The organism is Lacicoccus alkaliphilus DSM 16010 (genome assembly GCF_900142805.1).
GTDB lineage: Bacteria > Bacillota > Bacilli > Staphylococcales > Salinicoccaceae > Lacicoccus > Lacicoccus alkaliphilus.
In genome coordinates, this window is record NZ_FRCF01000002.1 from 58,320 (window position 1) to 74,038 (window position 15,719).

Genomic DNA, 15,719 nt, shown 5'->3' on the forward strand with positions numbered 1-15,719 from the left:
AACTCCAGTATATTATAATTTAGTGTATGATTATCGGGAAGCATTCAGTAAAAACAGGGGAGGTTTATAGATGTCGAGAGTCTTGGTTGTTGATGACGATAAGAATATTTTGAATTTTGTCCGGCTGCATCTTGAAGAAGAAGGCTATGATGTCATCGAGGCAATTGACGGAAGGGATGCATTAAAAAAGTTGGAGAGCCATCCTTGTGATATCGCAGTAGTGGATGTCATGATGCCTTTTATGGATGGTATATCCTTGACAAGAGAAATTCGAAACACCTACGACATACCGATCATTATATTAACAGCGAAAGATCAAATTGATGATAAAGCAGTCGGTTTTGAAGCAGGAACTGATGATTATCTGACCAAACCTTTTGAAACGAAAGAGCTGGTGTTCAGGATAAAGGCGCTGCTTCGCCGGTATGGCGTCCCTGAGAGTGACAATGATCCGATACGATTGGGGAATGTTTTGATTCTTCATGAAAATTACTCGATTAAGATTGATACCAAAACAATCAAACTGCCACTCAAGGAATTCGAACTGCTGTATTTACTTGCAAAGAACCCTCAGCGTACCTTCACCCGTGAAAAAATCATCGAAAATGTGTGGGATATGGACTTTGCCGGGGACAACCGGACAGTGGATGTCCATATCAAGAGGTTGAGGCAGCGCTTCAGTCATCTGTCAGTGCCTTTCAGCATACGTACAGTAAGAGGCGTGGGTTATACACTGGAGATGAATCAATGATGAAGTCCTTGTACAGCATTTTTGCTGCAACGACGATTGGTATCATGCTGACCAGTTTCCTGGTTGCATTTTTCATCTCGAATGCCTACTACCAGCAATATTTGAAACCGGTCAACGATGAGAAAAATACGCGGGTGGCCCATGAGATATCTGCCTTCATTGAAAATAATCCTGAGATATCAATGGATGAATATCTTGATAATATTGCGGATATCGGATATCAAATCTATCTGTTCAGGGCGCCGGGGGAGGGGATCCACTATGGCGCTGAATTCAGGGAAGATGAACTTTCTGCGCACACAGTTCAGGAGGTTCTCGATGGAAGCACCTATCACGGCATGCGTGAGTTTCCACGCGAGACTTTTGTCACAGGTTTTTTTGCCAATGAACTGGAGAACACCATCGGCGTCCCTGTAAATTATAATGGTGGAAATTACGCACTGTTCATGAGGCCGGACATACAGATGCTTTTTAATGAAATGCATCTGTTGTTTGGTTGGTTATTTCTGATCACCATCATTTTAAGCATCGTTTTCGTCCTCATTGCGACTAAATATATGGTCCGGCCCGTGGCCCGCCTGAGTAAGGCAACACAGGTTTTATCCTCCGGAAATTATGATGTCAAAGACCTTGAAACGGGAAGGAAGGACGAGATGGGTGAACTGTCAAACAACTTTGTCAGAATGGCAGAGCAAATACGCCAGAATGAAAATATGCGTAAGGCGTTCATATCCAACATTTCCCACGATATCCAATCACCGCTGTCCAACATCAAAGGATACAGTATGCTTTTGAAAAATGAACTGGAGGAGAGTGAAAAAGGATTGGGATATATCCAGGTCATTGAAGCCGAATCCAATCGGATCAGTTCGATGACCAACCAGTTATTACTCCTGTCATCACTGGATCAGGAAGCACATATATTAAAAGTCAAAGCATATAATTTGGGCAGGCAGATAAGACGGTTGATCGACAGCTACGAATGGAAAATCCACTCGAACAATCTGATGCTCTCATATGATGTCCCGGATGTGGAGATTATTGCCGACGAAGCCTTGATGTATTCAGTGTGGGATAATCTACTTTCCAATGCGCTGAAATATAATCATCCATTCGGTGAAATCGATATTGAATTGAGGGAGTATGAGAAAGAAGTGAAGGTGAGTTTCAAAGATACAGGCATCGGTATGGATGATGCCGCAAAGCCGCACATCTTTGAAAGGTTCTACAGAGAGGATGAGGCAAGGTCCCAAAAGATTCCAGGATCGGGTCTCGGTTTATCCATCGTCCATGAAGTGGTCTCCCTGCATGAAGGGATGATCAGTGTTGAATCCAACCAGGATGGTCAGGGCAGCATATTCATTGTGAGACTGCCGAAAAGGTGAAAAGGTTCTCCTTAGTTCATATTGAGTTCATATTCCGATGATAGAATGTGAAATATCAATGAATTGAGGAGGCTTTCATTTATGAAACATCCAAGTAAAGTCTTACTTGTTTTCGCTGGATTGTTTGGAGTCATCGGAGCGGTGATGGGCGCCCATATGGCCGGTTCAGGCTCACACGCCTTCCGCCCGGTGCACACACACGTTCTCGTGGTCGGTTGGCTGACATTATTCTCATGGGCCGTATTCTATAAGGTATTCAGCATCAAAAACTCACTTTTGACGAGAATTCATGTGTGGGTCAGTATCATCGGTACAACGGGCTTGACGGCAGGGATGTACCTGCACATGGTCAGTCAGGTTGAATTGCCGGACGCCGTGACGTTGATTATATATATCGGCGGGGGCGTAGCTGTTCTGGTCAGCTTCATACTATTCTTCGTACAGACGCTCATCTACAGACCGGAGAAGGATTGATGGAGGGGGTTTTATAATGAAGATGGCATGGCAGGAAATAATGAAATCCAAGACAAGATATTTGATTCTCGGCGCCATCATCTTTCTGATCAGTCTGTTGACGATGATCATCTCAGGATTGGCGAATGGGCTCTCCTACGATAATGCATCTTTGATCAAAGAATTGCCTGCAGGTACATTCTATATGGAGGAAGAGGCAGAAGGGCAGTACAACTTTTCAAGTCTTGATGGAGAAACCATGGAGGAAGTCGAGACAGTTTCATCCGAGGTCATGTTTCTGTCCATTCAGATGGGGGAGATCGAAGATGCTGATGAAAAGCGGCATAGTGTTGCGTTCGTAAGCACAGCGAATAATGACTATTTTCCAAGTATTGAGACGGGCGGCCTGGTTCTTGATGCTTCCATTATGGAAGAAGGCATCACCGCAGGAGACGGTGTGACAAACGGCATGCTGGATCATTCATTGACGGTGGATGAATTTGTAGAGCATCAAAAGTTCAGCCATGCACCTGTCGCTTTCATCAATCATGATGATTTTCAAAGAATGTACAGTACTGATGACTTTCAGTTGGCTTTCATACCAGGCGATGAAGCTCCCCATATGGATGGTTATAATCAATTCACCAACGATGAATTTTTAGATACACTACCGAGCTACAGTGCAGAGCAGCTGTCTTTGAACATGATCGTCGTATTTTTATTTGTCATCAGCGGGATGTTATTCGGCATCTTCTTCTATATGATCAATGTGCAGAAAATTGCCACTTACGGCATATTGAAAGCGGTCGGGGTTAAAACATCCAAGTTATTCAAAATGATGTGGGTGCAGATGTTCATCATTACCGTCATTGCTCTGTTGCTTTCAGTCGCCATCAGCCAATTAGTGGGAATCGTGATGCCTGAAGGCATGCCTTTCCTCCTTACAATAGACTCGGCTTCTATGATGTCACTCGTTTTCCTGGTGATAGGTTTCATCGGATCGACAGCCTCAGGCATCCAGATCAGCAAAGTGGAGCCGATGCAGGCAATCAATCAAGGAGGGATATAATATGTCTTTACTCACTATCAATGGACTCGAAAAGACATTCAAGCATGGCAGCACTGAAGAAAAGATTCTTAAAGGCATTGACCTTGATCTTTCCAAAGGTGACATGACTGCATTGGTCGGTGCCTCCGGTTCCGGTAAAAGTACCCTGCTGACCATAGCCGCTGGTCTACAGGAAGCAACCGGGGGAGAAATTATTTTTGACAGTGAGAACCTGACTGCATTGGATGATGAACAGGTGAGGGAAATACGTGCTAAACGCTTCGGATTCGTCTTTCAGCAGGCCCACCTGGTGCCATTCCTGACGGTCCAGGAACAATTGGAGTTGATGCTGGATACAGCTGAACTAAAATGGTCTAAGGAGGAAAGAAGGCAGGAAATCGAAGACATTCTTGAGAAAGTGGAAATGCAGCATCACAGAGACTCTTATCCTGACAGTCTTTCCGGTGGGGAAAAGCAGCGGGTGGCCATCGCACGTGCTGTCATTCATCAACCTGAAATATTGTTTGCCGATGAACCCACTGCAAGTCTGGACTCAAAGCGATCGAAAGAAGTGATGAGGCTGTTGACATCATTGACAAAAGAATCCAGCATTACAGTTTTAATGGTCACACATGATGAAAGTGCATTGGAATATGCTGATTATACTGTACAGATGAAGGATGGATTGATCGAGTACCCCGGATGATGGTGTCACTTAACCATTAATCGGTTTGTAGTGATATAGCAGGGGCTTTCAGTGTAACAGTTCCTTTGGTGGGTTTCGTCTATATCATTGCCATTTCCCTGCTTGTTCTTAGTTTTACAGGTAATGGACTTGAGCAGTAATTTGCCATTGAATGATTGAGCATCCTCCCTGAGAATGGGTATAGAAAAAGTTAAATCAGAATAGAGGTATAGAGTATATCTGAAGACCCCGGCAGGGGTCTTTTCCGTGTGTTTATATATGAGGGGAGGGTGCAGCAGCGAAAAACCCCCCTTACATTAAACAAGAGGGCTTTAAATGTGTTCAGGCATGCTTCTTGTAGTATAATTTTCTCACCGGCTTCAAAGAATTCCGGTAAAGTCTGAAATGTACTGATTCATATAAAAAAGCCGCTAAACATAGTGTTCAGCGGATATAATTAGGAGCGGAGATGGAGGGATTTGAACCCTCGCGCCGCACAATGCGACCTATGCCCTTAGCAGGGGCACCTCTTCAGCCACTTGAGTACATCTCCATATGGCTCCACAGGTAGGATTCGAACCTACGACCGATCGGTTAACAGCCGATAGCTCTACCACTGAGCTACTGTGGAATAGTTTTCTTTTCAATCGAACATTATTAATTGTATCAACAAGGCAATGCCTTTTCAATGGTTTTCGACCATTTATTATGAGAAATTTACACCTTATCAATAAAAGGAGGGGTTTGAATGGATAACGGCAGATCAGTCGTCAAAACAGGAGTGGGGTTCGGCACGGTTCTGGCAATAACGATTTCATGGAGCCTGCATCAATCGATCCTTTGGGCGATCATCCATGGATTGTTGAGCTGGATCTATGTCATCTATTATGTGCTGGTGCGCTGATTTAATACTTTTTAAGAAGTGATGGGGAAAATAAAAAGACCGGGGTTTCCCGGTCTGGAATTTCGAATATAGTTTCCTGTAGTTGAAAATGATGTATAAAAGTAGTACTCAAGTGTACTAATTTGGGGGGCCAACAGTCTTTGACTGATAATCATTTTCAATTAGAATTATATGGCAAGTGAGAATCATTGTCAATTAAAAATATGATATCTCGTTTAAAAATTATTCACTGATGAGAACACGGTTGCCTGCAGGGTCTTCCGAGAACATGCCTTCCGGAGTCTCTTCCACTTTGTAACCAAGGGATTCCAAATTGTTGACGGTGTTTTCAACAGCTTCCGGTGTATGATATTTCATGGTGTAGTAGTTCAGTCCGATGCTGTTTCTTGCCGGTGGGGGTGCGCCGACACCATTCCAGACGTTGACCGCGATATGATGATGATACTTGCTGAAGCTGAGAAATGCTGCCTGCGGACCGTATCTTGTCACCACTTCCATACCCAGTCCTTCGGTGTAGTATTTTACAGCATCTTCTATATCGGCTACATGCAGATGCAGATGTCCCATGATTGTATCTTCAGGTAGTCCTTTAAATGGCTCATCCTTATGAGTGGCCATCACACCCTCGACGTTAAGCGGATCAGTCACCATGTGCACTTCATCGTTGTTCCATGACCATTCCTCCGGATCTCGGTCACGGTATATCTCGATTCCATTGCCATCCGGATCATCCAGATACAGTGCTTCACTCACGGCATGATCAGATGCACCGAGTCTGATATCCTTGGTGGAGAGGTGCTTTATGAAAGCTGCCAGATCTGTACGGTCGGGCAGTAGAAGTGCAAAATGGTATAATCCACTGGTGCGGTGCCTGTTGATCGGGTTTGACGGCTGCGTCAGCCTGAGCAGTGTCGTTTTACCATCGGCAGATAACTCCGCATCTTTACCGGTTTGGGACTTTACCTTGAAGCCAATGATCTCCTGATAGAAGTCCAGGGATTTTTTTAAATCACTTACATTTATCGTTACTTCCGAAACATTATTAACAGGTGCTGTGTGGAAATTCATTTCCATCCTCCTCATTAGCTTACTATACGTTACCAAGTATAATATATACAATTAATATAATCAAGTTATGTGTTGTTCTTTTAAAAGATAGGAACCTATGATATAATGTTTGGAAAGGAAGTGATGGCTATGAGGCAACCTAAAGGTGAAATGTGCCCGCGTTTTGAAAAAGCTGTTAATATTTTAAGTCAGCGTTGGACTGCGCTCGTAATCTATCAGATGCTGGAGTCACCGAAACGTTTCGGTGAAATACAGTCTGCGATTGGTGTCAGCGGTAAAGTGCTTTCGGATAGATTGAAGAACATGGAGCAGGAGGGGCTGATTAAAAGGGATGTATATCCCGAGACCCCTGTAATCATCGAGTATTCATTGACTCAAAAGGGAGAATCCTTGGAGCCGGTGTTGCGGGACATCGAAAACTGGTCCAAAGAGTGGATTGAAAAGCCGGGTACAGCAAAAGAGACTGTTGAGTGATCCGATATTTTGATGAATCAGCATAGAACCCGGGAAGGTCGAATGACTTTCCCGGGTTCTTTTTCATTCCGACCATAGACCGGCATTTTCCTCCTGTGCGGCCGCTTCCGCTTCTTCGAGAACGTCCAGATGGCTGGTGTTCGGCGGGTTCGCATATCTCACGGTGGCAAGTCCTTCACGCACGAGGGTTTCGTTGACCATTTCCCCGTCGGCATAAATGTAGGCGAGATACCTGTCATAATTATCCGTCATGGGACCGACATCGAATTCGACTTCTATCGTATCCGCTCCGATCAACAGTTCCCGTACCCTGTCGCCTGCTTCCACTGCATACGGCTCGGGCGTTCCTGAATCCGTCCTTATTTCCGGTGTATCGATGATCAGATATCTGAAACTTTCACTACTGCCGTTGAAGTTGAAGCGGGTGGTGTCGCCGTCGATGAACTGATCCACCGTGACTTCATGGAATTCACCGAGTGTATAATCCCCGGTATCACTTTCATCGTCCGCAAAGAAGTATGCGACGGCAGCGATGGCAAGCACAAGGACCGCACCCGGCCATCCCAGCTTTTTGATCATCCGCCTGTTTTCTCTGGTATTGAGCTGATTGAGATCAAAAATCCCTTTTCGTTTCATATTGAACTTCCTTTTTAAATGGATTCATTTTCCCCATTATAATACATATACAGGCCATGGCGGAATACTGTAACCAAAATAAATAGCCCCTTTTCAGGGGCTATTCATCTTTCATGAGGTTGTGTATCTTCCTGAAGGTATTAACATTCCTCACTGTCATATGTCTATAGATTTCCGTACCCACCATTTTAGTGATGCCGCTTTTTCCTGCATTCACCTTCATCACAGACCAGAGCACCGCGCCGGGCTTATATATGACGGTGTCGAATTCCGGGTGGATTTTCAGGTCTTCGAGCAGGGCCGGGTCATCTATATCTTCCCATAGGAACAGCACATCACTCTTCATCCCTTTATCATTTTTCCATGAGTCGGGGAGAGCATCGTTGATTGCTTCGATTTCATCTTTGCTGCGTATCAGCACTCTTATATCCAAGCCGAAGTCTTCCCGGATCGCCTGTTCAAGTACACCGGGAAGGTGCACTTTTGGTGTCCCTTCATCTGTGAATATGATGTTGCCGGAGTTGATGTAAGTGGCGACATCTTCCATACCGGCATTCTCAAACGTCTTTTTAAGAGTTTTCATATCGATTTTATTTCTTCCGCCGATGTTGATGCCGCGGAGCAGGGCGACGTGCTTCATTGGTCATCTCTCTCAGGAGGGTTTAAATACTTGCGGGTGCATGCTGGAAGCTGTTGAGCAGCGTCCGCGCCTCATCTGTCGACCGGGTGTTCATCAGTTCATTCCTGAGCTCCGCTGCACCCCTGAATCCTTTGACGTAAATCTTGAAGAAGCGGTGGAGTGGCGTGTACTTGCGCGGTTCGATTTCTGAATACTTGTCGAAAAGGTCGAGATGTACACGTAATAGATTGAGCAGCTCATCACTCGTATGTTCTTCCGGTTGATGCTCGAAGGCATAAGGATTTTTAAAGATGCCGCGGCCGATCATGACACCGTCGACGCCGTATTTTTCCACCAGTTCAAGGCCCGTCTTACGGTCGGGTATATCGCCGTTGATGGTAAGCAGCGTACCGGGTGCCACTTCATCACGCAGTTTTTTGATTTCAGGGATCAGTTCCCAGTGGGCATCCGCCTTGCTCATTTCCTTCCTTGTACGCAGGTGGATGGAGAGGTTGGCGATGTCCTGTTCAAGGATATGACGGAGCCAGTCATGCCATTCATCAACTTCGGTCATACCGAGCCGTGTTTTGACGCTGACGGGAAGTCCGCCGGCTTTCGCCGCCCCAATCAATTCCGCTGCGGCATCCGGACGCCTGATGAGCCCGCATCCTTTTCCATTCCCAACGACGTTCGGCACCGGGCATCCCATATTGATATCAAGACCTTTGAAGCCCGCTTCAGCCATTCCGATGGACATTTCACGGAAATGATCCGGGTTGTCCCCCCATATATGGGCGACGATCGGTTGTTCATCCTCTGTGAAGGTGAGACGTCCGCGCACGCTGTCCCTGCCTTCCGGATGGCAGTAGCTTTCCGAGTTGGTGAACTCAGTGAAGTACACATCCGGGGCCGCGGCTTCTGCCACGACATGGCGGAAGACCACATCCGTCACATCTTCCATCGGTGCCAGCACGAAGAAAGGGCGGGGGAGGTTCTGCCAAAAATTTTCTTTCATAATACTACAATCCTCTCAATGACTTCATATATATGGATATATCAGTCTGTAAAATAACATATGTATTATACCAGAATATGAGGAGAGAAAAAATGACTAAGCATCAGTAATGAAAATAAAAATGGGGCTGGGACAGAATTTTATATAAAAAATAAATCCGAACGTTTGCTTTTCTGGGGCATCGCGCAAGCCTGTAGTCTTGCGCAGATGCTGTCCCCTGGGAGTCAAACGTACGGATTTTCCGTATCATTCATTCTATTAATACTTTTTTAAGGACTGATGTCCCAGCCCCACTTTGTATTACTGCAGATTAATGATGCCAGTCTGTGTGCCCCAGAAACCTGACTGCACCTGAAGCTGTTTTTCATCACTGTCGACTACATCCTGGGTGACATCAAAAACTACACTGGCAGTGCGTGAGGAACCGGGATTGATTTCTTCCAGGAACAATCCCAGGTCGTCCTCGTTAGCATCCATAGATGCTGAGGAATCTGGTTCAAATACTCTTTCACCTTCTATAATCTTAAAGAAATCACTATCTACAGTTATTGCTTCATTTTCGTTATTCGTTACTGTAACTTCCATAACTATATAAGTATCATTTGCCTCGGAGGTCATGAAATCGGTACCTACAGTATCTGCCTGGTACCACTCGTTGACTGTGAATTCTATGCCATCCACCTCTAAAGGTTCACCCACACCTACAACCTCTTCTGCTTCCTCTTCTTCAACAACATCCTCATCTTCAGAAGCACTTTCTTCCTGTTCGCCACTCTCGGTTTCAGTAACTTCAGCTTCTTCGTCTGTGGCTTCTTCGTCCTCGGTTGCTTCCTCAGCAGCGCCTTCTTCCTCGACTTCCTCTTCAGTTGATGCCTCCTGGCCGTCTTCATCAAGAGTATCGTCATCTGTAATGAGGGCAGTACATGCTCCAAATAAAATCAGAACCCCAAATATGATCAACGCCCATCTGAGGCATCCGCCTTTCTTTTTCTGACCGGTCCCTTGTTTCTGTGCTTCAAACTCGCGTCTCTCCTGCTCCAATCTGCGCTTTTCCTCGTCTAACTGTCTTCTCTCTTCATCTGCCAAAATCTAAACTCCTTCCTTATTTTGTATTCTTATATTTTCTTGTAATTCCAGTATAATACATATAACCCTTTATTTAAATGCGTTTTCTGAATATATAAAAAACACTACTTCCCTCAACATCAAGCGGAAGTAGTGTTTAATATTTTTTAATCCTATTACGAATCCAATCTTCTGATCTCCATATCGAGGTCATCCACTGCCGGTCCTTCGATCACTTTGCCGTCATAGTTGAACCTGGAACCGTGGCATGGGCAGTCCCATGTCTTGTCATCGCCGTTCCAGCCAAGGCTGCATCCCATATGGGTACAACGGTTGGAGACGACATAGTAAGTGTCATCCTCCCTGTAGACGCCTTTTTTGCTCATGCCTTCGCTGGCTACGGTACCTTCACCGTTGTCGATTTCAAGTGAATCCATATCCGGGTTCGAGCCCGTCATGAGTTTGGCTTCCGACTCCATGATGTGAAGCGGGTTGGTGATGTGCTGCTTCATCTTCTGGAAGGTCGTTTTACTGCGGTGTGGACTCAGCAGATCTCCGTATTCATTATCCATTCCAGTCATCAGGTCCTTGATGATCATGGACGATAATACACCATTCGTCATCCCGAATTTATTGAAACCAGTGGCAACGAAGCGGGTGTCATGTGATTTATCGAAATAGCCTATGAATGGAAGTGAATCCGCCGTCATCAAGTCCTGGGCACGGTATGAATAGAGGACCTCTTCATTCGTCGTCTGCTGATCGGCATAGAGTTTCAATGTTTCAATCTGTTCATGCATCTCCTTCATTTCATAAGACATATGGCCCATGCCGCCGAATAGTACGGTGGGTGTCTCCCTGTCGGGGTTTACAATGTTCCTCAGGGAAAGTCCCGGACCGTCCTGACCACTGAGGTTGAGATCTTCCGGCGGCGGGGTGGTGGTGGAGACGACCAGCCCGTAACCATAACTGATTTTAAAGCTGTTGAAATATAGCCCGTCAAAATCCAGGAAAGGGAAGTGGGTCGCGATGACCAGGTTTTCAAAGTTGATCTTGTGGCCGCCTTCGGTATGCAGAGTGTCATCATCGACCGACTTTGCACGGGTGTGTTCATATACTTTAACCCCGCTGGCCACCGCAACGTCCAGCACGCCTTTTAAAAATTTCAGGGGATGGAACTCAGCCTGGTTCTTCATCACCAGTTCACCTGTGGTTTCAAACGGCAGCTTGAGTTCTCCTTTGGATAAGTAACCGTCGATGCCGAGTGATTCATACACCTCTGCTTCCTTTTCCAATTCCTTTATCGTTTCTTCATGAACTGCATACATCACCGTATCCACACGTTTGAAGTCGCAGTCGATATCGTGCTTCACTGTCAGGTTTTCCATCTCGGTGATGGCCGCCATCTGAGAGTCGTAGTATTTACGGGCGGACTTTTCATCCGTCTGCTTGGATAACTGGCCGTAGAGCAGCCCCTGCTGCGCAGTGATGCGCGCGGTGGTGTTTGCGGTGGTGCCGCTTAAGATTTCATTTCCTTCAATCAGTGTCACGTCATATCCTTTATTGACCAGTTGGTAGGCATTCATGATCCCGGTTATACCGGCACCGACGACAAGCACTTCGGTATTGATATCTTCATTAAGCTCAGTAAATTGCGGGAGTTCAACGGAATCGCTCCAAAAAGACAATTTGACATCATTATTTTTTTCCATTTTAATCCTCCTAACAAGTTATATATATGCAATACCCATTTCGGCAAATGGGTAATGATGGAGGCAGTCATTTAAGAAAGTGTAAATTTAATATTAAAATATGGTGTATAGGACTTGAAAATATGCGGGAAAAAGTATAATATAATATTCAGGCGTTAAAACACGCATTAATAATATTACCGCGGGATGGAGCAGTGGTAGCTCGTCGGGCTCATAACCCGGAGGTCGTTGGTTCAAATCCAACTCCCGCAATTTTTTTATTTCAGTGGTCCCGTGGTGTAGCGGTTAACATGCCTGCCTGTCACGCAGGAGATCGCGGGTTCAATTCCCGTCGGGACCGCCATTTTTTCAATTACATAAGCAGGTCCAGTAGCTCAGTCGGTAGAGCAAAGGATTGAAAATCCTTGTGTCGGCGGTTCGATTCCGTCCTGGACCACTCAGCATCTTTATGGCGGTTGTGGTGAAGTGGTTAACACACCGGATTGTGGTTCCGGCATGCGTGGGTTCGAGCCCCATCAGCCGCCCTTAAAGTACCGTGCGGGTGTAGTTAAATGGTATAACCTCAGCCTTCCAAGCTGATGTTGTCGGTTCGATTCCGATCACCCGCTTTACATTATTCCACAGTAGCTCAGTGGTAGAGCTATCGGCTGTTAACCGATCGGTCGTAGGTTCGAATCCTACCTGTGGAGCCATGGCCCGTTGGTCAAGTGGTTAAGACACCGCCCTTTCACGGCGGTAACACGGGTTCGAATCCCGTACGGGTCATATTAGAAGTGTACTTCGCACTTCTATTTTTATTGTGGACAGCTGGCCGAGTGGCTTAAGGCGCACGCCTGGAACGCGTGTATACGGCAACCCCGTATCGAGGGTTCAAATCCCTCGCTGTCCGTACTGTTTGTTTAAAACCATCCAATCATTGATTGGATGGTTTTTTTATTTTGTATAGATGAGGGGGCAAGCCGGGAGAGTCGCCGCATTCCGCCTGGAAAACCATAAAATCCTCTTTTGTCAAAATATTTGGTATAATTGATATGTATGATGATAGGAGGAGACTAATGAACAAATCGACTCATAGGAGTAACTTGGAGCGTATGATTGAATTAGCGGAGATCATGAAGGGGAATTCCGAGTCTGATGGACGCGTTGAGATGGTGAATGAAGCCGACCTGCATCAATACGACTTGATGCGGTGCAATGGACTGGCGGCTTTTGAGTGTAGTGCCGCCGGCGGCGAATGGCATTTTCTGAGTAAAACCCTCCTTACCGAAAGAGGGCAGGCATTCATCGGGGTTTTCGGTGATAAAGATAATTACGACGGTATCAGGAAATTAGCCAAAGCCCATGATGAAAGGATCAATGATCTGTCCCTCGATGAGGTGATTGAGCTGGGTGATGAGTATTTGAAGAACGCGCAGAATATTTAATTTTAAAAATTCTGGATCTTGAACGGCCCATAGTGGAAGTGCGGGGACGGCACTTCCATTTTTATTGACCGAAGGTCCCGCGGCAAAATCACCCGATGGTCTGTATAATCCAATACTTGGCTTTAAATTATGGAAAGTCTTATAATATAGTATTGTATTTAAAAGTATTTTCGAGCAATGGGTGAAAAAATGAAAAAGCATCAATATGACTTTACTACAGGGCCGATATTGAAGCCTCTGATTTTATTCTCGGGGCCGATCATGCTGACCAATCTTCTGCAGACTTCCTTCCAAATCGTCGACAGTCTATGGGTTGGGAATATTCTGGGTGCTGAAGCGCTCGGGGCTGTGGCCGTGGCAACGACGATACTGGTCACCGTGTTGTCCTTCATACTCGGGCTGAATAATGCGGCTCTGACGATTCTATCCCAGCAATACGGGCGCCGGGATGAAGCGGGGCTGCGAAACTACTTGAACGCGTTCATCGTCATCATGACGATGATGTCAGTCGGTTTTGGAATCGCCGGTTACTTGTCGGCAGAACCTTTACTGCGTCTGATCGGCACACCGGAAACTATCATGGATATGGCCGTTACATATTTGCAGATCAGCTTTTTGGGGATGTTTTTCCTTTTCGGCTATAACTTCATCAATACAGTGCTGCGCGCCCTCGGCGACAGCAGGACGCCGATGAGGATCGTCCTGCTTGCGGTCGTGATGAATGCGATACTCGCCCCCGTCTTCATGTTTGTATTGGAACTCGGCATCGTCGGTGCGGCCCTGGCCACCGTGCTCTCCCAGGGGCTCGCTTTCCTGTACAGCCTCAGCCATTCCTACAGGCACACACTCATACCGTTCAGTCGTCCCTCATTGCCTGAAAAGCATGAGGTCAAATTGATAATGGAACTTGGCATACCGGGTGGTCTTCAGATGGCTGTCATCCACGCGGGCATTGCGGCGATACTCAGTGTCGTGACTTCGTTCGGCAGTGATACCGTCGCCGGCTTCAGCGCGGCACAAAGACTGGACAGCCTGATCATGCTTCCGGCGATGGCCCTCGGTACTGCAGTGAACAGTATGGCCGGGCAGAACATCGGGGTGGGTGACTGGTCGCGGGTGAAGCGTATCGCAAAATATGCCGCCCTTTATAATTTCGGACTGATGGTCAGTGTCGCAGTCATCGTCATCATATTAGCAGAACCTGCCATCCGGCTGTTCATCCAGGACGAATCAGCTGTGGAATTCGGCACTGTATATCTCAGGACCGTAGCGCTGTGCTACCCGTTCCTCGGATTGAATTTCGTGCTGAACGGCATCGTGCGGGCTTCGGGCGCAATGTATCAGGTGCTCGTTTTGAACATCATTTCATTCTGGCTCCTGAGATTCCCGCTCGCTGACTTCTTTTCATCCCAATACGGGGAGATCGGGATCGGTGTCGGCATGGGAATCAGTTTCATCCTCAGCAGCATATTCGCCTATATATATTATCAGTTTGGCGGATGGAGGGAGAAGGTGCTGTTCAAGAGCTGATATCCGGGAGGAAGGGTCAATTGTTTCTGCTTGGTACTGTGCAAAAAGGTTTGTCGGCATCTTCGAATGCATCAGGTGACCGGGGAGCAAAATTCGATTCAAAACTCCGCCTTTTAAAAAGGTGGAGTTTTACTATTTTTTATTTCAAAAAAACACAAAAGGGTATTTAAGATTCCTGTGTTCACTGATATAATGTATAAGTAATCAAATTAGGCAGTGCCGACATAGTTTAATGGTAGAACACAGCCATGGTAAGGCTGCGATGCGAGTTCGATTCTCGCTGTCGGCTTAAATTGAAACCCCTGATGAAAAATTTCATCAGGGGTTCTTTAATATGCTGTTTCGCATTTCAATTATATTCTCTTTGTAAATTAACTTAAACGAGCAGCCATATGAAACCGCCGACCAGGACGGCAATACTCACAATGAGTACAATCCAGCCGAACGCGAGCGTATTCTTCTTGTCGTCCTTTTCAGGGTGGACTTTATGCTTATCAGCCATATCACTACCCCCTTATGAGTTCATTACTCCGAGTCTTCGTCGTCCGGATCTTCATCCCCGGCATCGTCTGCAGTGTTATCAGCTTCGGTCTCAGTCTCGGTGCTGTCATGATCGACCTCCTCTTCATCCACAGTTTCACCGGATTCTTCTATTGTTTCCAAAGGACCGTCTGACGGTTCATCATCCACTTGTGTATCACTCTCGGTGTCCACAGTTTCCGCTGTATCATCTTCAGGTTCTTCTTCCAATGTACCGTCATCACACGCGCCCAGTACCAAGACTGAAGCCAGACCTCCAGTAATTAAATACTTCCTTAAATTCATTATAAAGCCCTCCAATTCATAGATTCACTCATAGGTTACTGTTACTATACCCGATGTTTTCATGATTAAAAGTACATTTTGATATTAAAAACTTATAAAAGGTGATCAACATAAGATGAATGCGC

General features: G+C 46.0%; 17 protein-coding genes and 11 tRNA genes. 18 read left to right on the forward strand and 10 right to left on the reverse strand.

The features are described from left to right. The first annotated feature begins 70 nt into the window (after positions 1-70). From BUA12_RS00420 to BUA12_RS00440, 5 genes are all read left to right on the forward strand, one after another. Positions 71-751, forward strand: a complete 681-nt coding sequence (locus tag BUA12_RS00420) for a response regulator transcription factor (RefSeq protein WP_072707259.1) — start codon at positions 71-73, stop codon at positions 749-751. Then, the gene (locus BUA12_RS00425) at positions 748-2,136 is read left to right on the forward strand and encodes a HAMP domain-containing sensor histidine kinase (RefSeq protein WP_331463064.1); all 1,389 of its coding nucleotides are present in this window, start codon (positions 748-750) and stop codon (positions 2,134-2,136) included. The genes BUA12_RS00420 and BUA12_RS00425 overlap by 4 nt, the downstream gene beginning before the upstream one ends. An 81-nt stretch (positions 2,137-2,217) precedes the next feature. Then, positions 2,218-2,610 carry a hypothetical protein gene (locus BUA12_RS00430; protein WP_072707261.1) on the forward strand — a complete coding sequence of 131 codons (393 nt, stop codon included), beginning with the start codon at positions 2,218-2,220 and terminating at the stop codon, positions 2,608-2,610. Positions 2,611-2,626: 16 nt separating this feature from the next. Further along, positions 2,627-3,658 (forward strand): FtsX-like permease family protein, encoded by a 1,032-nt coding sequence (locus BUA12_RS00435; RefSeq protein ID WP_072707263.1) that lies wholly within the window; start codon positions 2,627-2,629, stop codon positions 3,656-3,658. Position 3,659: 1 nt separating this feature from the next. Next, the gene (locus BUA12_RS00440) at positions 3,660-4,343 is read left to right on the forward strand and encodes an ABC transporter ATP-binding protein (protein ID WP_072707265.1); all 684 of its coding nucleotides are present in this window, start codon (positions 3,660-3,662) and stop codon (positions 4,341-4,343) included. A 443-nt stretch (positions 4,344-4,786) separates the two neighbouring features. Here the strand turns inward: BUA12_RS00440 and BUA12_RS00445 are convergent. Together BUA12_RS00445 and BUA12_RS00450 are read right to left on the reverse strand one after the other, a co-directional pair. Beyond that, positions 4,787-4,875 (reverse strand) — tRNA-Ser (locus BUA12_RS00445). Positions 4,876-4,878: 3 nt separating this feature from the next. After that, a tRNA-Asn gene (locus tag BUA12_RS00450) sits at positions 4,879-4,953 on the reverse strand. Between the two features lie 117 nt (positions 4,954-5,070). Here BUA12_RS00450 and BUA12_RS12990 point away from each other — a divergent pair. Next, positions 5,071-5,226: a hypothetical protein gene (locus BUA12_RS12990; RefSeq protein WP_178138207.1), complete on the forward strand. Its 156-nt coding sequence runs from the start codon at positions 5,071-5,073 to the stop codon at positions 5,224-5,226. A gap of 222 nt (positions 5,227-5,448) precedes the next feature. Here the strand turns inward: BUA12_RS12990 and BUA12_RS00455 are convergent, their stop codons facing one another. Then, positions 5,449-6,294 carry a VOC family protein gene (locus BUA12_RS00455; RefSeq protein WP_072707267.1) on the reverse strand — a complete coding sequence of 282 codons (846 nt, stop codon included), beginning with the start codon at positions 6,292-6,294 and terminating at the stop codon, positions 5,449-5,451. A 129-nt stretch (positions 6,295-6,423) separates the two neighbouring features. Here BUA12_RS00455 and BUA12_RS00460 point away from each other — a divergent pair, with 129 nt between their 5' ends. Beyond that, positions 6,424-6,768: a winged helix-turn-helix transcriptional regulator gene (locus BUA12_RS00460; RefSeq protein WP_072707269.1), complete on the forward strand. Its 345-nt coding sequence runs from the start codon at positions 6,424-6,426 to the stop codon at positions 6,766-6,768. Positions 6,769-6,831: 63 nt separating this feature from the next. Here BUA12_RS00460 and BUA12_RS00465 read toward each other — a convergent pair whose 3' ends face one another. From BUA12_RS00465 to BUA12_RS00485, 5 genes are all read right to left on the reverse strand, one after another. Beyond that, positions 6,832-7,404, reverse strand: coding sequence for a thermonuclease family protein (locus BUA12_RS00465; RefSeq protein WP_072707271.1), 573 nt, complete (start codon positions 7,402-7,404; stop codon positions 6,832-6,834). 100 nt (positions 7,405-7,504) lie between these two features. Continuing rightward, entirely contained in the window at positions 7,505-8,044 is a 540-nt protein-coding gene (locus BUA12_RS00470; protein ID WP_072707273.1) for a DUF1697 domain-containing protein, read from the reverse strand. A gap of 22 nt (positions 8,045-8,066) precedes the next feature. Further along, the gene (locus BUA12_RS00475) at positions 8,067-9,038 is read right to left on the reverse strand and encodes a tRNA dihydrouridine synthase (protein WP_072707275.1); all 972 of its coding nucleotides are present in this window, start codon (positions 9,036-9,038) and stop codon (positions 8,067-8,069) included. A gap of 300 nt (positions 9,039-9,338) precedes the next feature. Further along, positions 9,339-10,124: a DUF4352 domain-containing protein gene (locus BUA12_RS13155; RefSeq protein ID WP_245772714.1), complete on the reverse strand. Its 786-nt coding sequence runs from the start codon at positions 10,122-10,124 to the stop codon at positions 9,339-9,341. A 155-nt stretch (positions 10,125-10,279) separates the two neighbouring features. Then, positions 10,280-11,815: an FAD-dependent oxidoreductase gene (locus BUA12_RS00485; protein ID WP_072707277.1), complete on the reverse strand. Its 1,536-nt coding sequence runs from the start codon at positions 11,813-11,815 to the stop codon at positions 10,280-10,282. A gap of 180 nt (positions 11,816-11,995) precedes the next feature. On the opposite strand from BUA12_RS00485, the gene BUA12_RS00490 reads away from it, so the two are divergent. The 11 genes from BUA12_RS00490 to BUA12_RS00540 all read left to right on the forward strand — a co-directional run bounded on the left by BUA12_RS00490 (position 11,996) and on the right by BUA12_RS00540 (position 15,058). Beyond that, positions 11,996-12,067 (forward strand) — tRNA-Met (locus tag BUA12_RS00490). A gap of 15 nt (positions 12,068-12,082) precedes the next feature. Continuing rightward, a tRNA-Asp gene (locus BUA12_RS00495) sits at positions 12,083-12,158 on the forward strand. Positions 12,159-12,178: 20 nt separating this feature from the next. Then, positions 12,179-12,251: transfer RNA gene (locus tag BUA12_RS00500), tRNA-Phe, on the forward strand. A gap of 15 nt (positions 12,252-12,266) precedes the next feature. Further along, a tRNA-His gene (locus BUA12_RS00505) sits at positions 12,267-12,339 on the forward strand. Positions 12,340-12,352: 13 nt separating this feature from the next. After that, a tRNA-Gly gene (locus BUA12_RS00510) sits at positions 12,353-12,423 on the forward strand. A 9-nt stretch (positions 12,424-12,432) separates the two neighbouring features. Next, positions 12,433-12,507, forward strand: a tRNA-Asn gene (locus BUA12_RS00515). A 1-nt stretch (position 12,508) separates the two neighbouring features. After that, positions 12,509-12,580: transfer RNA gene (locus BUA12_RS00520), tRNA-Glu, on the forward strand. A gap of 36 nt (positions 12,581-12,616) precedes the next feature. Continuing rightward, a tRNA-Ser gene (locus BUA12_RS00525) sits at positions 12,617-12,704 on the forward strand. 166 nt (positions 12,705-12,870) lie between these two features. Beyond that, a complete protein-coding gene (locus tag BUA12_RS00530; protein ID WP_072707279.1) occupies positions 12,871-13,239 on the forward strand; it encodes a hypothetical protein in 369 nt (122 codons plus the stop codon). A gap of 189 nt (positions 13,240-13,428) precedes the next feature. After that, positions 13,429-14,769: an MATE family efflux transporter gene (locus tag BUA12_RS00535; RefSeq protein ID WP_072708823.1), complete on the forward strand. Its 1,341-nt coding sequence runs from the start codon at positions 13,429-13,431 to the stop codon at positions 14,767-14,769. 218 nt (positions 14,770-14,987) lie between these two features. Further along, a tRNA-Thr gene (locus BUA12_RS00540) sits at positions 14,988-15,058 on the forward strand. A gap of 87 nt (positions 15,059-15,145) precedes the next feature. On the opposite strand, the gene BUA12_RS13225 is transcribed toward BUA12_RS00540, so the two are convergent. Next, positions 15,146-15,271 carry a hypothetical protein gene (locus BUA12_RS13225; RefSeq protein WP_281248110.1) on the reverse strand — a complete coding sequence of 42 codons (126 nt, stop codon included), beginning with the start codon at positions 15,269-15,271 and terminating at the stop codon, positions 15,146-15,148. 23 nt (positions 15,272-15,294) lie between these two features. Beyond that, positions 15,295-15,594 carry a hypothetical protein gene (locus BUA12_RS00545; protein ID WP_072707280.1) on the reverse strand — a complete coding sequence of 100 codons (300 nt, stop codon included), beginning with the start codon at positions 15,592-15,594 and terminating at the stop codon, positions 15,295-15,297. Positions 15,595-15,719: the final 125 nt, after the last annotated feature.

Excerpts from the sequence above, each read along its gene's own strand:
- BUA12_RS00420 (WP_072707259.1), top strand. The coding sequence starts at position 71 with ATGTCGAGAGTCTTGGTTGTTGATGACGATAAGAATATTTTGAATTTT.
- BUA12_RS00425 (WP_331463064.1), top strand. The coding sequence starts at position 748 with ATGATGAAGTCCTTGTACAGCATTTTTGCTGCAACGACGATTGGTATC.
- BUA12_RS00430 (WP_072707261.1), top strand. The coding sequence starts at position 2,218 with ATGAAACATCCAAGTAAAGTCTTACTTGTTTTCGCTGGATTGTTTGGA.
- BUA12_RS00435 (WP_072707263.1), top strand. The coding sequence starts at position 2,627 with ATGAAGATGGCATGGCAGGAAATAATGAAATCCAAGACAAGATATTTG.
- BUA12_RS00440 (WP_072707265.1), top strand. The coding sequence starts at position 3,660 with ATGTCTTTACTCACTATCAATGGACTCGAAAAGACATTCAAGCATGGC.
- BUA12_RS12990 (WP_178138207.1), top strand. The coding sequence starts at position 5,071 with ATGGATAACGGCAGATCAGTCGTCAAAACAGGAGTGGGGTTCGGCACG.
- BUA12_RS00455 (WP_072707267.1), bottom strand. The coding sequence starts at position 6,294 with ATGAATTTCCACACAGCACCTGTTAATAATGTTTCGGAAGTAACGATA.
- BUA12_RS00460 (WP_072707269.1), top strand. The coding sequence starts at position 6,424 with ATGAGGCAACCTAAAGGTGAAATGTGCCCGCGTTTTGAAAAAGCTGTT.
- BUA12_RS00465 (WP_072707271.1), bottom strand. The coding sequence starts at position 7,404 with ATGAAACGAAAAGGGATTTTTGATCTCAATCAGCTCAATACCAGAGAA.
- BUA12_RS00470 (WP_072707273.1), bottom strand. The coding sequence starts at position 8,044 with ATGAAGCACGTCGCCCTGCTCCGCGGCATCAACATCGGCGGAAGAAAT.
- BUA12_RS00475 (WP_072707275.1), bottom strand. The coding sequence starts at position 9,038 with ATGAAAGAAAATTTTTGGCAGAACCTCCCCCGCCCTTTCTTCGTGCTG.
- BUA12_RS00485 (WP_072707277.1), bottom strand. The coding sequence starts at position 11,815 with ATGGAAAAAAATAATGATGTCAAATTGTCTTTTTGGAGCGATTCCGTT.
- BUA12_RS00530 (WP_072707279.1), top strand. The coding sequence starts at position 12,871 with ATGAACAAATCGACTCATAGGAGTAACTTGGAGCGTATGATTGAATTA.
- BUA12_RS00535 (WP_072708823.1), top strand. The coding sequence starts at position 13,429 with ATGAAAAAGCATCAATATGACTTTACTACAGGGCCGATATTGAAGCCT.
- BUA12_RS13225 (WP_281248110.1), bottom strand. The coding sequence starts at position 15,271 with ATGGCTGATAAGCATAAAGTCCACCCTGAAAAGGACGACAAGAAGAAT.
- BUA12_RS00545 (WP_072707280.1), bottom strand. The coding sequence starts at position 15,594 with ATGAATTTAAGGAAGTATTTAATTACTGGAGGTCTGGCTTCAGTCTTG.